Below are 19,328 nucleotides of genomic sequence, written 5' to 3'. Positions count from 1 at the left end.
GCTGGGGTAAGAGGTGAAGCTATGTTGAACCGTGAACTCGAAGTCACCCTGAATCTGGCTTTCAAAGAGGCACGTGCCAAGCGCCATGAATTCATGACGGTTGAACACCTCCTGTTGGCCCTGCTGGACAATGAAGCGGCCGCCACCGTACTGAGGGCTTGTGGCGCCAGCCTTGATAAGTTGAGACACGATCTACAGGAGTTCATCGACTCCACCACGCCATTGATTCCCCAGCACGATGAGGAGCGCGAAACACAGCCGACGCTGGGTTTTCAGCGCGTTCTTCAGCGTGCGGTGTTCCACGTACAGAGCTCTGGCAAGCGGGAAGTAACTGGAGCCAACGTGCTGGTTGCCATCTTCAGCGAGCAGGAAAGCCAGGCGGTGTTCTTGCTCAAGCAGCAGAACGTCGCGCGTATCGATGTCGTCAATTACATTGCGCACGGTATCTCCAAGGTCCCGGGAAGTGGCGCCAGTCCCGATTCCGAGTCGGAGATGCAGGATGACGAGAGCGGAGATACCGCTGCCGGCAAGAATCCGCTCGATGCCTATGCCAGCAATTTGAACGAGCAAGCTCGCCAGGGTCGTATCGATCCCTTGGTCGGCCGCGAACACGAGGTTGAGCGTGTCGCGCAGATCCTGGCGCGTCGGCGCAAGAACAACCCGCTGCTGGTGGGCGAAGCCGGTGTGGGCAAGACCGCCATCGCTGAGGGCTTGGCCAAGCGGATCGTGGATGGACAGGTACCTGATTTGCTGCGCGACAGCGTCGTCTATTCATTGGATCTCGGTGCCTTGCTGGCGGGAACCAAGTATCGCGGGGATTTCGAGAAGCGCTTCAAGGCACTGCTCGGGGAGCTGCGCAAGCGTCCGCAGGCGATCCTGTTCATCGACGAGATCCACACGATCATTGGTGCGGGGGCAGCATCCGGTGGTGTCATGGACGCCTCCAACCTGCTCAAGCCGCTCTTGTCCTCAGGTGAGATTCGCTGCATCGGTTCGACCACCTTCCAGGAGTTCCGCGGAATCTTCGAAAAAGATCGCGCACTGGCTCGCCGTTTTCAGAAGGTCGACGTATCCGAGCCTTCGGTTGAGGACACGGTCGGCATCCTTCGAGGGCTGAAGGGCCGTTTCGAGCAGCACCACAACATCGAGTACAGCGATGAGGCGCTGCGCGCGGCTGCCGAGCTGGCGTCACGCTATATCAACGACCGTCACATGCCGGACAAGGCAATCGATGTGGTCGACGAGGCGGGTGCGTTTCAGCGGCTGCAGCCGGAAGAGGCTCGGGTCAAGCGCATTGGCGTCGAGCAGATCGAGGACATCGTGGCGAAGATCGCCCGCATCCCGCCGAAGCATGTTTCGAGCTCTGACAAGGAGCTGCTGCGCAATCTCGAGCGTGATCTGAAGCTCACGGTATTCGGCCAGGACGATGCGATCGATTCGCTGGCGACCGCGATCAAGCTTTCGCGCGCGGGCCTTAAGGCGCCAGACAAACCGGTCGGCTCGTTCCTCTTTGCCGGGCCCACCGGGGTGGGCAAGACCGAGGCCGCACGGCAGCTCGCTCGAGCCTTGGGAGTCGAACTGATCCGCTTTGACATGTCCGAATACATGGAGCGACACACGGTGTCGCGCTTGATCGGCGCGCCGCCTGGCTATGTCGGCTTCGACCAGGGTGGCTTGCTCACCGAGGCGATCACCAAGCAGCCTCATTGCGTACTGTTGCTTGACGAGATAGAGAAGGCGCACCCGGAGGTATTCAACCTGCTCCTGCAGGTCATGGACCACGGCACGCTAACTGACAACAACGGCCGCAAGGCTGACTTCCGCAACGTAATCATCATCATGACGACCAATGCCGGGGCGGAGACGGCTGCGCGAGCGTCCATCGGCTTCACGCTGCAAGATCATGCCTCTGATGCAATGGAGGTGATCAAGAAGAGCTTCACGCCGGAGTTCCGCAACCGGCTTGACACGATCATTCAGTTCGGCCGACTCAGCCACGAAGTCATCAAGAGCATCGTGGACAAGTTCCTCATCGAACTCCAGGCGCAGCTGGAGGACAAGCACGTCACGCTCGAGGTGTCGGATGCAGCAAGGGGTTGGCTGGCCGAACATGGTTACGATGCCAGAATGGGTGCCCGGCCGATGGCGCGTCTGATCCAGGACAAGATCAAGCGCCCGCTGGCAGAAGAAATTCTGTTTGGCGAGCTGGCCGATCATGGTGGGGTCGTGCGGGTCGATATACGGGACGACGAACTCTTCTTCGAGTTCGAGACAACCGCTGAGCTGGTGTAGTGGAGGAGGGCGGCGCAACGTCGCCTTCACCGGCCCCAAAACAAAAATGCCCGGTTTGAACCGGGCGTTTTTCTCGCGCTCGATTAGCGTGCGCGGTAGGTGATGCGCCCCTTGCTCAGGTCGTAAGGGGTGAGTTCTACACGAACCTTGTCACCAGTAAGAATGCGGATGTAGTTCTTGCGCATCTTGCCGGAAATATGCGCAGTAACGACGTGCCCGTTCTCCAACTCCACGCGGAACATGGTGTTGGGCAGGGTGTCGACGACAGTACCTTCCATTTCGAAGCTGTCTTCTTTCGACATTCAGCAAAGCCCTCGATATCAATGAACGCCGACTGATACGTCGGCAAAAACGGCAAGTATTGTGCCTGAATTCCCCTGATGCGCCAAGCCGTCAGCTCAGTGTTATCCAGCGCTGGCTGACCAGCAGTTCGATGGGGCGGTACTCGGTCTTGTAATTCATCTTGCGGCAGTTCTTGATCCAATAGCCCAGGTAAACGGCCTTCAGTCCCAGTCGCGCCGCTTCGGCGACCTGCCAGAGAATGGCGTAGCGCCCGAGGCTTCGGCGCTCTTCGTTGGGGTCGTAGAAGGTGTAGACCGCCGAAAGGCCGTTCGGCAGCACATCGGTGACCGCCACCGCCAGTAGCCGGCCGTCGAGTCGAAACTCGTAAAAACGACTGAATGGCAGGTCGCGCACGAGGAAGGTGTTGAACTGCTCGCGGCTCGGTGGATACATGTCGCCATCAGCGTGCCGCTTCTCGATGTAGGTCGCGTACAGCGAGTAGTACTCCTCGGTGAAGCCCGCGCGCACCGCTTGGACTTTCAGGTCCGCGTTACGTTTGATAATGCGTTTTTGCTGGCGGCTGGGTAACAGCGCGTTGGCGGGAATGCGGGCAGGAATGCAGGCAGAGCATCGTTGGCAGTGAGGTCGATAGAGGTGGTCTCCGCTGCGACGAAAGCCCATCTCGGAAAGCTCGGCATATACCTGCACATCCATCGGCTGGCTGGGGTCGAGAAACAGCGTCGTGGCCTGTTCGTCGGGCAGATAGCTGCACGGATGGGGCTGGGTTGCGTAGAACTTGAGGCGGGCCAGTGAAGTCATGGTCAACTCTCACGAAACTTGCGTTCAGTGTAGGTCAGCTTGCCTTGCTCGACTACGCACGCCAATTCGTTTCGCCAGGTCGTTGCAGATGCTGAGCGAGCAGCCGTTTGAACTCGCTGCGAGGAATCGGGCGGGCGCCGAAACTGGCTAGATGGTGCGTATGCATCTGGCAGTCAATCATTTCGAATCCCCAGTCGCGCAGTCGTTCCACCAGTTGCACGAAACCAACCTTGGAGGCGTCCGTCTCCCGGCTGAACATCGACTCGCCAAAGAACAGGCGCCCCATTGCCAGGCCGTATAAGCCGCCTACCAGGACACCCTGTCGCCACACCTCTACTGAGTGCGCAATACCCCGCTCATGCAGGCGGATATACGCGTGCTGCATAGCAGGCGTGATCCAGGTTCCTTCGGCATAGCTGCGGGGCTCGGCGCAGCCTTGGATGACCTCGGCGAACGCCTGGTCGAAGGTAACCCGCAGCTCGCCTTGGCGGATGCGCTTGCGCAGGCTTCGCGATACGTGTAGTTCGCCCGGGAACAACACGGTCCGTGGATCGGGAGACCACCAGAGTATGGGCTGACCCTCCTGGTACCAGGGGAAGCAGCCGTGCCGGTAGGCCGCGACCAAGCGCTCGGCGCTCAGATCGCCGCCGGCTGCCAGCAGCCCGTTCGGCTCACGTAGCGCCTGTTCAAGCGGAGGAAAGCCGAGATCATCGCGTTGCAGCCAGGTCAGCATAGGCCGTGCCGTCAGGAGGGGAGGCGGGCCAGGCCCGCCTTCGCGTCAGTTGTCGAGAAACTTCTCTGCATCCAGCGCAGCCATGCAGCCGGCACCGGCCGAGGTGATGGCCTGGCGATAGACGTGATCGGCAACGTCGCCGGCTGCAAAAACGCCTGCGATGCTGGTGGCGGTGGCGTCACCCTCACTGCCGCCTTTGATGGAGAGGTAGCCGTCTCGCATCGCCAGCTGGCCAGCAAAGAGATCGGTGTTGGGCTTGTGGCCGATGGCGATGAACACGCCTGCCAGGTCCAGGCGTGCCTCTTCGCCAGTCAGGGTGTGCTTCAAGCGCACGCCGGTCACGCCGCTGTCGTCGCCCAGCACCTCTTCGAGCGTATGGTTCCAATGCAGGCGGATGTTGCCGTTGGCAGCCTTTTCCATGATCTTGTCTTGCAGGATTTTTTCCGAGCGCAGCTTGTCGCGGCGATGGATCAGGTGCACTTCCTTGGCGATGTTTGACAGGTAGAGCGCTTCCTCGACCGCAGTGTTGCCTCCGCCCACGACAGCCACCACCTGGTTGCGATAGAAGAAGCCATCACAGGTGGCGCACGCTGAAACCCCGCGGCCCGCGAACGCCTCTTCCGACGGCAGCCCCAGATACTGTGCCGATGCGCCGGTTGCGATGATCAGGGCGTCGCAGGTGTAGGTGCCGCTGTCACCCTTGAGTGTGAAGGGGCGCTGCTGCAGTTCTGCGGTATGGATGTGATCGAAGAGGATCTGGGTATCGAAGCGCTCGGCATGCTTTTGCATGCGCTCCATCAGCGCGGGGCCGGTAAGACCTTCGACGTCGCCGGGCCAGTTGTCGACTTCGGTTGTAGTGGTCAACTGGCCGCCAGGCTGGATTCCGGTGATCACGAGCGGCTTGAGGTTGGCGCGTGCAGCATACACCGCGGCGGTATAACCGGCCGGGCCGGAGCCAAGGATGATCAGACGCGAATGCTTGACTTCACTCATAAAAAGCCCTCATAAGCCTTTGTTGCCAAATAGAAAAGCGTGCTCCAGTCGAGCCGCGCGGTGAAAAGTGGCGTTTATGCTACACCGAAGTCGAGGCGAATTGCCCGGGCAGCGGAACCGACATGCGATCAGGCCGACAAACCCGTACAATGCCCGGCTTACGGCTGTTACCGGTTCATCGAGCGCGCTGAAAGCGCAGGAAAAGAAGCGTTTTGAAGAACTCCTCTCCCTCTGCGACGGTCTCGTCGTGGCGACAGCAACTCCATTACCGCCTCAAGGAAGGCGCCTTGATTGCCCTGGGTGTGCTGTGCGCATACCTGTGGATGGCGCTGCTCACCTACGAGCCCTCCGACCCCGGGTGGACGCACACCAGTAATGTCCAGCAGGTACAGAACGCTGCCGGGCGTGCTGGTGCCTGGTTCGCCGACGTGCTGTTCATGGCGCTCGGTTATTTCGCCTACCTGTTTCCCTTGTTGCTGGCGATCAAGACCTGGCAGGTTTTCCGCGCACGTCATCAAGCCTGGCGTTGGAACGGTTGGCTATTCTCGTGGCGCCTGATCGGCCTGGTGTTCCTGGTCTTGTCGGGTTCGGCCTTGGCCTACATCCATTTCAATGCCGCCGAGGTCCTGCCGGCTTCGGCGGGCGGCGCACTTGGCGAGAGCCTGGGCCAGCTCGCGGTCAACTCGCTCAATGTGCAAGGCAGCACGCTGGGGCTGCTTGCGCTGTTTCTCTTCGGGCTGACAGTGTTCACCGATCTGTCCTGGTTCAAGGTGATGGACCTGACCGGCAAGATCACGCTCGATCTGCTGGAGTTGATCCAGAGCGGCTTCAGCCGGTGGTGGTCGGCACGCAGCGAGCGCAAGCAGCTGGTGGCTCAACTGCGCCAGGTCGACGAGCTGGTCAATGAGGTCGCGGCGCCTGTGGTGCGCGACCGGAAGGAGCAGGCGAAGGTCAAGGAACGTCTGCTGGAGCGCGAAGAATCGCTTGTTCGTCACATGAGCGAGCGTGAGAAGCGCCCGGCGCCGGTCATCGAGGCACCGGTTGCGCCGAAGGCACCCGAGCCGAGCAAGCGGGTCATGAAGGAAAAGCAGGCGACGCTGTTTGTCGACCCGCTGATCGAGGGGAGTCTGCCCCCCATTTCACTGCTCGACGTCGCCGAAAAGCAGCAGAAGCAGTACTCGCCCGAGTCGCTCGAAGCGATGTCGCGCCTGCTCGAAATCAAGCTCAAGGAATTTGGCGTCGAGGTGACCGTCGAGTCGGTCCATCCCGGCCCGGTGATCACGCGTTTCGAGATCCAGCCGGCTCCGGGGGTAAAGGTCAGTCGCATCTCCAATCTGGCCAAGGACCTGGCTCGCTCGCTGGCGGTGATCAGCGTGCGAGTGGTCGAAGTGATACCGGGCAAGACCACCGTCGGTATCGAGATCCCCAACGAGGATCGCCAGATCGTGCGCTTCTCCGAGGTGCTGTCGTCGACTCAGTACGACGATGCGAAATCGCCGGTGACGCTCGCCCTCGGGCACGATATCGGTGGCAAGCCGGTGATCGCCGATCTGGCCAAGATGCCGCACCTGCTGGTCGCCGGTACCACGGGTTCGGGTAAGTCGGTCGGTGTCAACGCGATGATCCTGTCGATCCTGTTCAAATCCACGCCAGAAGAGGCGCGGATGATCATGATCGATCCCAAGATGCTCGAGCTCTCCATCTACGAAGGCATTCCGCACCTGCTGTGCCCCGTTGTCACCGACATGAAAGAAGCTGCCAATGCCTTGCGCTGGAGCGTCGCGGAGATGGAGCGGCGCTACAAGCTGATGGCTGCGATGGGTGTGCGCAACCTTGCGGGTTTCAACCGCAAGGTCAAGGAGGCCGAGGAGGCGGGTGCTCCGCTGCACGACCCGCTCTACAAGCGCGAGTCGATGGATGACGAACCGCCGTACCTGAAAGCGTTGCCTACCATCGTGGTGGTCGTCGACGAGTTCGCCGACATGATGATGATCGTCGGCAAAAAGGTCGAAGAGCTCATCGCGCGGATCGCGCAGAAGGCCAGGGCCGCCGGCATTCACCTGATTCTCGCGACGCAGCGGCCGTCGGTGGATGTGATTACCGGCCTGATCAAGGCAAACATTCCAACCCGCATGGCCTTCCAGGTGTCCAGCAAGATCGATTCGCGCACGATTCTCGATCAAGGTGGCGCCGAACAATTGCTCGGCCATGGGGACATGCTCTATCTCCCGCCGGGAACCGGCCTGCCGATCCGCGTACACGGCGCTTTCGTCTCCGATGATGAAGTCCATCGCGTGGTCGAGGCCTGGAAGGCGCGTGGCGCCCCGGACTACATCGAAGACATTCTTGCGGGTGTCGAGGATTCCGGCAGCGGCTTCGACGCCGGTGGCAGCGGTGGCGAAGGCGGCGAGGGCAGCGAAGAGGATCCGCTGTACGACGAAGCGGTACGCTTCGTTACCGAGAGCCGACGAGCTTCCATTTCCGCGGTGCAGCGCAAGCTGAAGATCGGCTACAACCGTGCCGCGCGTATGATCGAAGCCATGGAAATAGCCGGCGTCGTCACCTCGATGAACACCAATGGTTCGCGCGAAGTCATCGCGCCACCGCCCATTCGCGACTGAGTCGTAGCGAGGCTTTTCATGCAGCTGATTCGCCTGTTTTCCCTGTTCGCCCTGTTGCTCGTGCTGGCCCCCGTGCAGGCCGACGAGAACGCCTCTACCAAGCGCCTGACAAGCCTGCTCAGCCAGGCCGACACGCTGACCGGACGATTCTCTCAGCTGTCGCTCGATGCCAGCGGGACCCAGCTGCAGGAAACCTCGGGGGAGCTTGCGCTAAAGCGCCCGGGGCAGTTCCGCTGGCATACCGATGAGCCGATGGAGCAGCTGCTGGTTTCCAATGGCGAAAAGGTCTGGCTCTACGATCCTGATCTGCAGCAGGTCACCATCCAGCAGCTGGACCAGCGGCTGACGCATACCCCGGCGTTGTTGCTGTCGGGTGACGTTTCGACGATCAGCGAGAACTTCGAGGTCTCGCACAAGGAAGTGGGCGACGTCATCGATTTCACGCTTCGGCCCAAGGCGCGAGACACCCTGTTCGACAGCCTGCGGCTGTCCTTTCGCGGCGGCGTCATCAACGACATGCAACTGATCGACAGCGTCGGTCAGCGGACCAACATCCTGTTCATGGGCGTGAAGATGAACGAGCCGTTGAAGTCGGGGCTGTTCCAGTTCGAGATCCCTGAGGGGGCAGATGTCATCTCCGAGTAATGGTCGGCCACGCGACGGCCAGGCGATCAAGGTAAAGCACTGAATGGACCTGTTCAGTCGGGAGCCCGTTGCCCAGCCGCTGGCGGCTCGCCTGCGTCCGGCAAGTCTGGACGAGTACGTCGGGCAGGAGCATCTGCTTGCCCGCGGCCGACCACTGCGCGAAGCGCTGGAACAGGGCGCGTTGCATTCGATGATCTTCTGGGGGCCTCCCGGGGTCGGTAAGACTACCCTGGCACGGCTCCTGGCCAAGGTGTCGGACGCGCACTTCGAGACAGTCTCGGCGGTGCTTGCCGGCGTAAAGGAGATTCGCCAGGCGGTCGAAATCGCCAAGCAGCAGGCGGCCCAGTATGGACGGCGGACCATCCTGTTCGTCGATGAAGTCCATCGCTTCAACAAGTCCCAGCAGGACGCTTTCCTGCCCTACGTCGAGGACGGCACGCTGATCTTCATCGGCGCGACTACGGAAAACCCGTCGTTCGAGTTGAACAATGCACTGCTGTCCCGAGCGCGCGTGTACGTCCTCAAGAGTCTTGATGAAAGCGCATTGCGCAATCTGGTCGCACGCGCGCTGAGCGAATCCAAGGGGCTTGGGGAGCTGCGTTTGCAGCTGCCGGAAGCCAGCTTCCAGATCCTGCTCGCGGCGGCCGATGGCGATGGTCGGCGTCTGCTCAACCTATTGGAAAACGCTTCGGACCTTGCCGAGCCTGGCGGCAGCATCGAACCGGAGTTGCTGCAGAATTTGCTGGGTGATAGTCGACGTCGTTTCGACAAGGGGGGCGAAGCCTTCTACGACCAGATTTCGGCATTGCACAAGTCGGTGCGCGGTTCCAACCCGGACGCAGCCCTGTACTGGTTCGCGCGAATGCTCGATGGCGGGTGCGACCCGCTGTACATAGCCCGCCGCGTGGTGCGAATGGCCAGCGAGGAAATCGGCAATGCCGACCCCAGAGCGCTGGCGCTGTGCCTCGATGCCTGGGATGTGCAGGAGCGCCTTGGCAGCCCCGAGGGTGAGTTGGCGGTCGCGCAAGCGATCGTCTACCTGGCCTGCGCGCCGAAGAGCAATGCCGTCTACACGGCCTTCAAGGCAGCGATGCGCGATGCGGCAGAGCACGGTTCGCAGGAAGTGCCGCTGCACCTGCGCAACGCCCCGACTCGCCTGATGAAAGAGCTCGGCTATGGCATGGAGTACCGCTATGCCCACGATGAGCCTGATGCCTACGCCGCTGGCGAAGACTATTTTCCGGAAGCGCTGCAGCCGCGCCGCTATTACCACCCAGTGCCGCGCGGCCTGGAGAGCAAGATTCGCGACAAGCTCGAGCACCTGGCACAGCTCGACAGTGCCAGCCCGATCCAGCGGAGGAAGCGTTGATGCGCATGCTGCTGGCCGTCGCGCTGGGTGGAATCGTCGGTACGCTGATGCGTTTCGGCATATCGCTATGGGTGTCCAACCAATGGCCGCGGCATTTCTACTTTGCCACCCTGACCGTCAATCTGGCTGGCTGCCTGATCATCGGCTTCCTCTACGCGCATTTTCTGACGCGCCCAGAGGTATCGCCGGAGCTGCGCGGGGCGCTGATCATCGGCTTTCTCGGTTCGCTGACGACCTTTTCCAGTTTTTCGCTCGATAGTTTGCGGCTCCTGGAAAGCGGCCAGGTGCTGACCGCGCTGCTGTATACGAGTGGCAGCGTCGTCGGCGGATTGCTGGCGGCATGGGCCGGCCTGGCGCTCGCCAGGTTATGAATGACGTGCGATCGCCAGTAAACTGCGCAACCCCTTTGCAACCCTTTCAGTCAGACGAGACCAACCATGCTTGATTCCAAACTGGTACGCACCCAGCTGCGCGAAGTCGCGCAGCGCTTGGCGACCCGAGGCTACAAGCTGGACGTCGAGCGCATCGAGGCGCTCGAAGCCCAGCGCAAGGTGGTGCAAACCCGTACCGAACAGTTGCAGGCCGAGCGCAATGCGCGCTCCAAGTCCATCGGGCAGGCCAAGCAGCGCGGCGAGGACATCGCCCCCTTGCTCGCCGACGTGGATCGCATGGGTACCGAGCTTGATTCCGGCAAGCAGGAGCTTGACCGTATCCAGAGCGAGCTGGACCAGCTGATGCTGAGCATTCCGAACCTGCCGCATGAATCCGTGCCGGTCGGAGACGACGAGGAGGGCAATGTCGAGGTGCGTCGCTGGGGTACGCCGCCGACGTTCGATTTCCAGGTACGCGACCATGTCGCGCTCGGCGAACAGCACGGCTGGCTCGATTTCGAAACGGCCGCCAAACTGTCCGGTGCACGTTTTGCGCTGATGCGCGGGCCTATCGCCCGGCTGCACCGTGCGCTGGCGCAGTTCATGCTCGATCTGCATACCCGTGAGCACGGCTACGAGGAAACCTACACGCCTTACCTCGTTCAGGCTCCGGCGTTGCAGGGCACCGGCCAGCTGCCGAAGTTCGAGGAAGATCTGTTCAAGATCAGCCGCGAGGGCGAAGCGGATTTCTACCTCATCCCCACAGCCGAGGTGTCGCTGACCAACATTGTCGCGGGCGAGATCCTCGATGCCAAGCAGCTGCCGCTCAAGCTCACGGCGCATACGCCATGCTTCCGCAGCGAGGCCGGTGCATCCGGTCGCGACACCCGGGGCATGATTCGTCAGCACCAGTTCGACAAGGTCGAGATGGTTCAGATCGTCGAGCCGGCGAAGTCCTTCGAGGCGTTGGAAGAACTGACCGGCCACGCCGAGCGTGTACTGCAGTTGCTGGAGTTGCCTTATCGCGTGCTCGCGCTGTGCACCGGCGACATGGGCTTTGGCGCGACCAAGACCTACGACCTGGAAGTCTGGGTGCCAAGCCAGGACAAGTACCGCGAGATTTCCTCGTGTTCGAACTGTGGTGACTTCCAGGCGCGTCGCATGCAGGCGCGCTATCGCAACCCGGAGAGCGGCAAGCCCGAGCTCGTCCATACGCTCAACGGTTCGGGCTTGGCGGTGGGCCGTACGCTGGTCGCGGTGCTGGAGAACTACCAGCAGGCCGACGGCGCGATCCGCGTGCCGGAGGTGCTCAAGCCCTATATGGGCGGTCTCGAGACGATCGGTTGACCGGGCCCGGGCGAGCGTGCCGAGGCCGGCCCTGGATGTGGTAGTCCGAAGGGCCAGGCCTCATCGCACGGTAGCCGCCGCGCGCTTACTTGATGCTCGACAAGGGCACGCGCAGCGGCAGCCGCTGTGATGGATACCCCAACTGCCAGGATTCGCTCATGGATTACCTTCCGCTGTTTCACGATCTAAAGGGCCGGCTGGTGCTCGTCGTCGGCGGCGGCGAGGTCGCCTTGCGCAAGGCGCGACTGCTGGCCGATGCCGGCGCCTGCGTGCGCGTGGTAGCGCCGAGCATCGATCAATCGCTGGTTGCGCTTGTCGCAGAAAGCGGCGGTGAGAGCCGGGCGCGCAACTACACGGCCGATGATCTGCACGGCTGCGTGCTGGCGATTGCCGCTACCGATAGCGAGCCTACCAATGCACAGGTATCCGCCGACGCCCGTACGATCGGGATCCCCGTGAACGTGGTGGATGCGCCGGAACTGTGCAGTGTGATCTTTCCGGCCATCGTCGACCGCTCGCCGCTGATGATCGCGGTATCCAGCGGCGGCGACGCGCCCGTACTGGCGCGGTTGATGCGTGCCCGCATCGAGACGTGGATACCTGCTGCCTACGGCCAGCTCGCGGGTCTGGCGCGGCGCTATCGGGCGAGGGTCAAGGCGCGCTTCGCCAACGTCCAGCAGCGCCGCATCTTCTGGGAAGAAGTGTTTCAGGGGCCGATCGCTGAACAGGCGCTGAGCGGGCGACAGGCGCAAGCCGAGCAGTTGCTGGAGGAAAAGCTCGCGGGCGACAGGGAGCAGCTGCTGGGTGAGGTTTATCTGGTCGGTGCTGGGCCCGGTGATCCGGATCTTTTGACGTTCCGTGCCTTGCGCCTGATGCAGCAGGCCGATGTCGTGTTGTATGACCGCCTGGTTGCCCCGGCCATCCTCGAACTGTGCCGGCGCGATGCCGACCGGATCTACGTGGGCAAGCAGCGGGCCAATCACGCGCTGCCTCAGGAGCAGATCAACCAGCAACTGGTCGCTCTGGCGAAACAGGGCAAGCGCGTGTTGCGGCTCAAAGGGGGGGATCCGTTCATCTTCGGGCGTGGCGGTGAAGAGATCGAAGAGCTCGCAGCCAATGGTGTGCCATTCCAAGTGGTGCCGGGAATCACCGCAGCCAGTGGTTGCGCCGCATACGCCGGCATTCCATTGACCCATCGGGATCATGCGCAATCGGTACGCTTCGTCACCGGTCACCTGAAGGACGGTAGCTGCGACCTGCCATGGGCGGAGCTGGCCGCGCCGGCGCAGACGCTGGTTTTCTATATGGGGCTGGTCGGACTGCCGGTGATTTGCGAGCAGCTCATCGCACACGGCCGCGCCGCCTCGACACCGGCGGCACTGGTGCAGCAGGGCACCACGCGCAATCAACGGGTTTTCGCCGCAACGCTGGCCGATTTGCCCGGGCGGGTGGCCACCGAACAGGTGCAGGCTCCGACGCTGCTGATCGTGGGGGAAGTCGTCCAGTTGCGCGAAAAGCTCGCCTGGTTCGAGGGCGCTGCGCAGACAGAATAGCGGTAGCCCGAAAAAAAGCCCCGGAGAACCGGGGCTTTTGCTATGCAGATGGCGGAGGCGGTGAGATTCGAACTCACGGAAGAGTTTCCCCTTCGGCGGTTTTCAAGACCGCTGCCTTCAACCACTCGGCCACACCTCCGCATGAAGCGGGCGCCATAGTACCGGATCGAAACAGACTGTCAAACTCTGAGCGCAGAGTTCTGCCTCGCCTCTGTTATAGTCCGGGCAAATTCTCTTCGATCATCGTCAGGAGCGTCGCCATGCGAGAACACGAATACGCGCTTAGCCACGCAGAAGTGGAGCAGCGCGAAGTCAGCAAAGTGCTGCGTAACACCTACGGCCTGCTGGCCATGACCCTGGCTTTCAGCGGCCTGGTTGCCTATCTGGCCATGCAGGCCAATGCCGCGTATCCCAACATCTTCGTGGTGCTGATCGGCTTCTATGGCTTGTTCTTTCTCACCGTGAAGCTACGCAACTCGGCCTGGGGCCTGGTCAGTACCTTCGCCTTGACCGGTTTTATGGGCTATACGCTGGGCCCGGTCCTCAACCTGTATCTCGGCCTCGCCAACGGTGGCGAGCTGGTGACGTCCGCGCTATCCATGACTGCCTTGGTGTTCTTCGGGTTGTCGGCCTACGTGCTGATAACGCGCAAGGACATGAGCTTCCTGAGCGGCTTCATCACCGCAGGCTTCTTCGTGCTGCTGGGAGCGATGCTGGTTGGCTTCTTCTTCCAGATCAGCGGTCTGCAACTGGCCATCAGCGCCGGCTTCGTGCTGTTTTCCTCGGCCTGCATCCTGTTCCAGACCAGCGCCATCATCCACGGTGGCGAGCGCAACTACATCATGGCCACGATTGGCCTGTTCGTTTCGCTCTACAACCTGTTCATCAGCCTGCTGCAGCTGCTGGGCATTGCGGGCGACGACTGACGGTTCGTGCTATCGAATCAGCCCGCTTCGGCGGGCTTTTTCATTTGTGTGCCTGGCGTATCATTGCAGCCCTGCATAACGATGGATGCGTCATGAAATTCGCAATCGCACTGTTTTCCCCGCCTCATTCGCCGGCCGCGCGCCGTGCCCTGCGGTTTGCCGAGGCGACGCTGGCAGGCGGGCATGAAATCGTGCGGCTGTTCTTCTACCAGGACGGCGTGCATAGCGCATCGGCCAACGTCGTGTTCGCCCAGGACGAGCTCGACGTGGCGGCGGCCTGGAGCCGTTTCGTCACGGACAATCAGCTCGACGGGGTGGTCTGCATTGCGGCCGGCTTGCGCCGCGGTGTGCTGGACGAGCAGGAGGCCGCACGCTACCGGCGTCCGGCTGCGAACCTGAGCGCGGGATGGACGCTGTCCGGCCTCGGCCAGCTCCATGAGGCCGCGCAGGAGGCCGACCGTCTGGTCTGCTTTGGAGGCAATTGATGACGCGTTCGATGCTGATCATCAGCCGGCAGGGCCCCTGGAGCGGCCCATCGGCGCGCGAGGCGCTGGACATCGCGCTCGCAGGCGGCGCCTTCGAGCTGCCGCTGGGCTTGCTGTTTCTCGACGACGGCGTGTTCCAACTCGCCGCGGCACAGCAACCTGCCGCCATCGAGCAGAAGAACCTCTCGGCCAACCTTCAGGCCCTGCCGATGTTCGGCGTCGATACCCTCTATGCCTGCGCCCGCAGCCTTGACGAACGTGGCCTCGACGCCGGGTCACTGGCGCTGCCCGTGGACGTGCTCGGCGAAGACGAGCTGCGCGCGCTTCTCAACCGTTTCGACCATGTGATTACGCTCTGATGGCCACTCTGCACCTGCTGTCCCACTCACCCTTCGACGATGGCCGCTTCGCCAGCTGCCTTCGCCTGCTGGAGCGCTCCGACGCCGTGCTGCTCAGTGGCGACGCGGTTTATGCCCTGCAGCCGGGCAGTGCGCCCCAAGAGGCGCTGGTCGGCCTCGACCCGAGCATCCATGTCTTCACCCTGGCCGAAGACCATGCGGCGCGCGGCGCGATACCGCTCGCCACGCGTGTTCAGTTGGTCGACTACCCTGAGTTCGTTGAACTCTGCGGTCGCTATGACCGGGTCAATAGCTGGTTATGAGTGACTTGAGCGTACAGGGCCGCGCCATCGCGCTGGACGCCGATGGCTACCTGGTCGACTTGAGCGACTGGAACGAGGCCGTCGCAGAGGCGCTCGCCGAGCGTGAAGGCCTCGCGCTGGAGGAGGCCCACTGGGAAATCCTGCATTTGTTGCGGCGCTTCTACGACCGCTATCAGCTTTCACCCGCGAACCGCCCGCTGGTCAAGTACGTGGCCACCGAACTCGGGCCGCAGAAGGGCAACAGCCTGCATCTGAACCGCCTGTTCAAGGGCACTCCCGCCAAACTGGCCGCGAAGCTCGCGGGCCTGCCGAAGCCGACCAATTGCCTATGACCTCTCCTGTAGAACATCCCTTCGCCGAATTCGTACGCATCCTGGGCAAGGGTAAACGCGGTGCGCGTGGCTTGACGCGCGACGAAGCCCGTGTGGCCATGGGCATGTTGCTCGACGGCGAGGTGGAAGATGTCCAGCTCGGCGCCTTTCTGATGTTGCTCAGGCACAAGGAAGAAAGCGCCGAAGAGCTTGCGGGTTTCACCGAGGCGGTACGGGCACGTCTGCCCAGCCCGGCCGTCCGCGTCGATCTGGATTGGCCAAGCTATGCCGGCAAGAAGCGCCATCTGCCGTGGTATCTGTTGGCGGCGCGCTGTCTGGCAGGCAATGGCGTGCGCATCCTGTTGCATGGCGGTGGCACGCATACCGCCGGGCGACTGTACACCGAGCAGCTGCTCGATCTGCTGGGTATCGGTCGCTGCGAGAACTGGACGCAGGTACAGGAGACGCTCGATCGGGACAGCCTCGCCTTCATCCCGCTTGGGGCCTGGATGCCCGTCCTGCAGCGCATGATCGATCTGCGCAACGTGCTCGGCTTGCGTTCGCCGATCCATTCGCTGGCGCGCATCCTCAACCCGCTCGGGGCGCGATGCGGGCTGCAGAGCATCTTTCACCCTGGCTATCAGGAGATCCATCGCCAAGCCAGTCGACTGCTCGGCGACACCGCCATCGTGGTCAAGGGCGAGGGCGGCGAGGTGGAGATCAACCCGGACAGCGCTGCGGTGCTCTACGGAACGGCCAATGGCGAAGCCTGGGACGAACCATGGCCGGCGCTTTCCGCGCAGCGTCACGTCAAGCCGGCCGAACTCGATCCGGCGCACCTGCTGGCGGTGTGGCGCGGCGAGCCCGATGCCTATGGAGAGCTCGCCACGACGGCCACCATGGCACTGGCGCTTCGCGGGCTGGGTGCCAGCCGCGACGAGGCCTTTGAACAGGCGCGAGCGTACTGGCAACAGCGGGACCGATCGATCTGATCGATCATAGGCTTCCGCGAATCCGGCCGATCGGCTGAACCATCGCCCCTAGACTGTTTTCCGAAGACAAACGACGGGAGGCAGCATGGGATTACTGATCGACGGGCGCTGGCACGACCGCTGGTACGAGAGCCGAGACGGGCGCTTCGAGCGGGAGCAGGCGAAACGGCGAAGCTGGGTGACGCCCGAGGGCAGGCCGGGTGACGATGGGCGCGGCGGTTTCAAGGCCGAGCCCGGGCGCTACCACCTCTACGTATCGCTGGCCTGCCCCTGGGCGCACCGGACGCTGATCGCACGTGAACTGAAATCGCTGCAGGGGCTGATCGACGTCTCGGTGGTGGGCTGGCTGATGCTGGAAAACGGCTGGACCTTCGAGCCTGCCAGTGGTTCGACCGGCGACCGGCTGGACGGCCTCGAATACCTCTATCAGCGCTATCTCCTCGATGACCCACGCTACAGCGGGCGGGTCACGGTACCGGTACTCTGGGATCGCGAGCGCCGCTGCATCGTCAACAACGAGTCGGCCGAGATTCTGCGCATCTTCAACAGGGCCTTCGATCATCTGACCGGCTCGCAGGTCGACCTCTATCCGGAGCCGCTGCGGGGCGAAATCGACGCGCTCAACGCGCGCGTCTATGCGGCGGTGAACAACGGCGTCTATCGCGCGGGGTTCGCCACCACCGAGGAAGCCTACGAAGAGGCCTTCGACGCACTTTTCCAGGAGCTGGACTGGCTGGAACGGCGTCTCGCCCGGCAACGCTACCTGGCGGGCCAATACCTGACCGAGGCCGATATTCGCCTGTTCACCTCACTGATCCGCTTCGATGCCGTCTACTTCGGGCACTTCAAGTGCAACTGGCGACGCATCGAAGATTACCCGGCCCTGTCCAGCTGGCTGCGCGAGGTATACCAGTGGCCCGGGATCGCCGCGACGGTCGATTTCCAGCACATCAAAGGGCATTACTACGGTAGCCATCGGCAGATCAACGGCAACGGGCTCGTGCCGAAGGGGCCATGGCTGGATCTGGATCGCCCGCATGATCGCGAGGCCTTGGCGGGCAAGGGGCTCTGGCTCCGTCAGGAGCACCGCTAGAGCGGCTCGCGCTGTAAGAAACTGACAGATTTCCGCTGCCAACTCCCTTCTAGAATGAAGGTAGATCAAGGCGACGCGTGGTTGGGAAGGGCCACGCGTCGCGAATGACGCCTACATCACAACAAGAAGGACGGACGGGACTGGCACAGCCCTCCTCATAGGGGACACGGATGTCTGCAGGAAGCCGCTATGAAGAGCCATCATCTGAGAGTCCACAAGGGCGCCGGGCGTGCCGAGTTCCGCCCGGAGCAGAACCTGCTGCTCATTCAAGATGCCAGCGGGAACGAAGAGAGCCTGACGATCAGTTACACCGATAGCCGCGCCCTGGAGCTGCTGCTGTCGGTTCCCGGGCAAATCCGCAGCCGAGAAGAAATACTGCGCTACGCCTGGGAACACCGGATCGTCAGTACCGGTAGCCTGAACCAGTGCATCTTCAACCTGCGCAACCTGATTGGCGACGAGAAGCTGCACGAGATCATCCAGACGGTCCCCCGCCGCGGATACCGCTGGAACCCCGATTTCGCCCTCACCGAGCCCAGCGCGCCAGCGACGCCGCTGCCGGCTGCGCCACCGTTGCTCACGACGCCAACCTGCGAAGCCGATGCGGATGCCGATGCCGTTGTCCGGCCAACCGTGAGCGCGGGGCAGGGGGCGGGGCTGCTCTGGGTCTGGAATGCCTCGCTCGGCCTGGTTCTGCTCATGTTCTGGCTGTGGCAGCAATACGACTACGCCAACTACACGCCCAGCCTGCTCGCTGGCCCGGTGGCGTTGGATACCCGGGAGCATCTCGGTTATCGGTTCAACATCGTGCGCAACGGCAATCCGGTCGACGAATTGCTGGAAGCTATCGTCGCGCCGGCGTTCGCCGAAGCGAGCGCCGACTACTGGGTCGTGCCGCGCAGCAATGACTTCAGCCTGTCCTGCGTGCCAGCCAGCGGCACTGCGGTCAACGCGATCATTCCGAAGGGCCGTGGCCTCGCTCCGGCCGTGTCGGCATTTCTCCGGCGGTGTTCGGCATGAACGCCGGCAAGCGGCTAGCCGTCGGCCTGTTGGGGCTGCAGCTGGCTTTGCTGCTGGTAGGCGTCGCGCTCGCCCTGTCGTTGCGGCTACCGGGCGGAGAGAGTGGCCGCTACCTGTCCGAGCTCATGGCGTTCTCCAAGAGTGGCGAGCCGCGCGCACGGCTGTTCCGAGAGTGGCGCAAGACCGGCCCGCGCCTGTTCGATGCCTGCCTGGACGAAAGCGGCCAGCCGATCGATACCGTCTCCGGTGCCTTGAAGGTGCGCACCGAGCGCTACATCAGCTACGAAGTCGTCGCGGTCACGCACACCGCGGCCGCGAACCGATGCTCCTACATGGCCAGCGGCTACTCCGAGGGCTTCGGCCTGTATGAAGGGGAGGTCGTGCAGCTACGCCTGCTCGCGGCGCCGGAAAACCATCTCTGCCTGTACCACTACGAGGGCGACTTGGTGCGCTGCTACAGCAGACGCTAGCCAGAGCGCCGGCTGCCGGACGCCACGATCCGACTATACGAACCATCACGGGCCAAGCGCCCTATACAAAGGAAGCGACAACATGGGTTATCTGACACTTTCCCGCCGTCCGGGCGAAAAACTGCGCCTGACGGTTGCGCCCGGCGCCAACCTCGACGACCTCGTCAGGCATCTGACCACCGATGGTGTGACCATCATGTGTGGCGAGGTGAGCGGTGGCCGGGTCCGTCTTGCCATTCACGCGCCAGCAGAGCTCAAGGTGCTACGTGCCGAACTGGTGGAAGACACATCGACCGAAGTCTGACGGGCTTGCAGGTCACGTTCCGCCCGTTCGCGACTGAACGC

21 protein-coding genes and 1 tRNA gene are annotated in these 19,328 nt (G+C 62.6%); 17 read left to right on the top strand and 5 right to left on the bottom strand.

Going from position 1 to position 19,328, the window contains the following annotated elements; genetic code table 11:
• Positions 1-21: 21 nt before the first annotated feature.
• Complete coding sequence (clpA, locus tag CL52_RS10085) at positions 22-2,292, top strand: ATP-dependent Clp protease ATP-binding subunit ClpA (RefSeq protein WP_043220314.1); 2,271 nt, start codon at positions 22-24, stop codon at positions 2,290-2,292.
• Positions 2,293-2,375: 83 nt separating this feature from the next.
• Here the strand turns inward: clpA and infA are convergent, their stop codons facing one another.
• From infA to trxB, 4 genes are all read right to left on the bottom strand, one after another.
• Positions 2,376-2,594, bottom strand: coding sequence for a translation initiation factor IF-1 (infA, locus tag CL52_RS10080; RefSeq protein ID WP_002553999.1), 219 nt, complete (start codon positions 2,592-2,594; stop codon positions 2,376-2,378).
• 91 nt (positions 2,595-2,685) lie between these two features.
• Positions 2,686-3,393, bottom strand: a complete 708-nt coding sequence (locus tag CL52_RS10075; protein WP_041105563.1) for an arginyltransferase — start codon at positions 3,391-3,393, stop codon at positions 2,686-2,688.
• A gap of 52 nt (positions 3,394-3,445) precedes the next feature.
• The gene (aat, locus tag CL52_RS10070; protein WP_043220311.1) at positions 3,446-4,126 is read right to left on the bottom strand and encodes a leucyl/phenylalanyl-tRNA--protein transferase; all 681 of its coding nucleotides are present in this window, start codon (positions 4,124-4,126) and stop codon (positions 3,446-3,448) included.
• A gap of 45 nt (positions 4,127-4,171) precedes the next feature.
• On the bottom strand, positions 4,172-5,119 hold the full coding sequence (gene trxB / locus CL52_RS10065) for a thioredoxin-disulfide reductase (RefSeq protein WP_041105561.1): 948 nt from the start codon (positions 5,117-5,119) through the stop codon (positions 4,172-4,174).
• A 212-nt stretch (positions 5,120-5,331) separates the two neighbouring features.
• Here trxB and ftsK point away from each other — a divergent pair, with 212 nt between their 5' ends.
• The 6 genes from ftsK (at position 5,332) to cysG (ending at position 13,025) form a co-directional block, all read left to right on the top strand.
• Positions 5,332-7,740: a DNA translocase FtsK gene (ftsK, locus tag CL52_RS10060; RefSeq protein WP_074519851.1), complete on the top strand. Its 2,409-nt coding sequence runs from the start codon at positions 5,332-5,334 to the stop codon at positions 7,738-7,740.
• A gap of 18 nt (positions 7,741-7,758) precedes the next feature.
• Positions 7,759-8,385: an outer membrane lipoprotein periplasmic chaperone LolA gene (gene lolA, locus CL52_RS10055; protein ID WP_041105559.1), complete on the top strand. Its 627-nt coding sequence runs from the start codon at positions 7,759-7,761 to the stop codon at positions 8,383-8,385.
• A gap of 43 nt (positions 8,386-8,428) precedes the next feature.
• Positions 8,429-9,754, top strand: coding sequence for a replication-associated recombination protein A (locus tag CL52_RS10050; protein WP_043220306.1), 1,326 nt, complete (start codon positions 8,429-8,431; stop codon positions 9,752-9,754).
• Positions 9,751-10,125, top strand: coding sequence for a fluoride efflux transporter CrcB (gene crcB, locus CL52_RS10045; protein ID WP_041105557.1), 375 nt, complete (start codon positions 9,751-9,753; stop codon positions 10,123-10,125). The genes CL52_RS10050 and crcB overlap by 4 nt, the downstream gene beginning before the upstream one ends.
• Positions 10,126-10,191: 66 nt before the next feature.
• Positions 10,192-11,472 carry a serine--tRNA ligase gene (serS, locus tag CL52_RS10040; RefSeq protein ID WP_041105556.1) on the top strand — a complete coding sequence of 427 codons (1,281 nt, stop codon included), beginning with the start codon at positions 10,192-10,194 and terminating at the stop codon, positions 11,470-11,472.
• Between the two features lie 158 nt (positions 11,473-11,630).
• Positions 11,631-13,025 carry a siroheme synthase CysG gene (cysG, locus tag CL52_RS10035; protein ID WP_043220303.1) on the top strand — a complete coding sequence of 465 codons (1,395 nt, stop codon included), beginning with the start codon at positions 11,631-11,633 and terminating at the stop codon, positions 13,023-13,025.
• Between the two features lie 49 nt (positions 13,026-13,074).
• On the opposite strand, the gene CL52_RS10030 is transcribed toward cysG, so the two are convergent.
• Positions 13,075-13,164: transfer RNA gene (locus CL52_RS10030), tRNA-Ser, on the bottom strand.
• Between the two features lie 121 nt (positions 13,165-13,285).
• Here CL52_RS10030 and CL52_RS10025 point away from each other — a divergent pair.
• The 10 genes from CL52_RS10025 to CL52_RS09980 all read left to right on the top strand — a co-directional run bounded on the left by CL52_RS10025 (position 13,286) and on the right by CL52_RS09980 (position 19,287).
• Positions 13,286-13,951 (top strand): Bax inhibitor-1/YccA family protein, encoded by a 666-nt coding sequence (locus CL52_RS10025; protein WP_041105554.1) that lies wholly within the window; start codon positions 13,286-13,288, stop codon positions 13,949-13,951.
• 92 nt (positions 13,952-14,043) lie between these two features.
• The gene (gene tusD, locus CL52_RS10020) at positions 14,044-14,436 is read left to right on the top strand and encodes a sulfurtransferase complex subunit TusD (RefSeq protein ID WP_043220298.1); all 393 of its coding nucleotides are present in this window, start codon (positions 14,044-14,046) and stop codon (positions 14,434-14,436) included.
• On the top strand, positions 14,436-14,795 hold the full coding sequence (tusC, locus tag CL52_RS10015; RefSeq protein WP_041105552.1) for a sulfurtransferase complex subunit TusC: 360 nt from the start codon (positions 14,436-14,438) through the stop codon (positions 14,793-14,795). The genes tusD and tusC overlap by 1 nt, the downstream gene beginning before the upstream one ends.
• Positions 14,795-15,097 (top strand): sulfurtransferase complex subunit TusB, encoded by a 303-nt coding sequence (gene tusB / locus CL52_RS10010; RefSeq protein ID WP_043220296.1) that lies wholly within the window; start codon positions 14,795-14,797, stop codon positions 15,095-15,097. Before tusC ends, tusB begins: the two co-directional genes overlap by 1 nt.
• Positions 15,094-15,429, top strand: a complete 336-nt coding sequence (locus tag CL52_RS10005) for a TusE/DsrC/DsvC family sulfur relay protein (RefSeq protein ID WP_043220293.1) — start codon at positions 15,094-15,096, stop codon at positions 15,427-15,429. Before tusB ends, CL52_RS10005 begins: the two co-directional genes overlap by 4 nt.
• Positions 15,426-16,400 (top strand): glycosyl transferase family protein, encoded by a 975-nt coding sequence (locus CL52_RS10000; RefSeq protein WP_376752656.1) that lies wholly within the window; start codon positions 15,426-15,428, stop codon positions 16,398-16,400. The genes CL52_RS10005 and CL52_RS10000 overlap by 4 nt, the downstream gene beginning before the upstream one ends.
• An 85-nt stretch (positions 16,401-16,485) precedes the next feature.
• Positions 16,486-17,493: a glutathione S-transferase family protein gene (locus tag CL52_RS09995; protein ID WP_043220289.1), complete on the top strand. Its 1,008-nt coding sequence runs from the start codon at positions 16,486-16,488 to the stop codon at positions 17,491-17,493.
• Positions 17,494-17,682: 189 nt separating this feature from the next.
• Entirely contained in the window at positions 17,683-18,513 is an 831-nt protein-coding gene (locus CL52_RS20335) for a winged helix-turn-helix domain-containing protein (protein ID WP_052264545.1), read from the top strand.
• Positions 18,510-18,983 (top strand): hypothetical protein, encoded by a 474-nt coding sequence (locus CL52_RS09985; RefSeq protein ID WP_043220286.1) that lies wholly within the window; start codon positions 18,510-18,512, stop codon positions 18,981-18,983. The genes CL52_RS20335 and CL52_RS09985 overlap by 4 nt, the downstream gene beginning before the upstream one ends.
• Before the next feature lie 82 nt (positions 18,984-19,065).
• Positions 19,066-19,287, top strand: coding sequence for a carbon storage regulator (locus CL52_RS09980; RefSeq protein ID WP_041105546.1), 222 nt, complete (start codon positions 19,066-19,068; stop codon positions 19,285-19,287).
• Positions 19,288-19,328: the final 41 nt, after the last annotated feature.

Source organism: Stutzerimonas balearica DSM 6083 (genome assembly GCF_000818015.1).
Taxonomy (GTDB): domain Bacteria; phylum Pseudomonadota; class Gammaproteobacteria; order Pseudomonadales; family Pseudomonadaceae; genus Stutzerimonas; species Stutzerimonas balearica.
The sequence above is the reverse complement of the archived record's forward strand: the minus strand, read 5'-3'. Positions and strand labels throughout refer to the sequence as shown.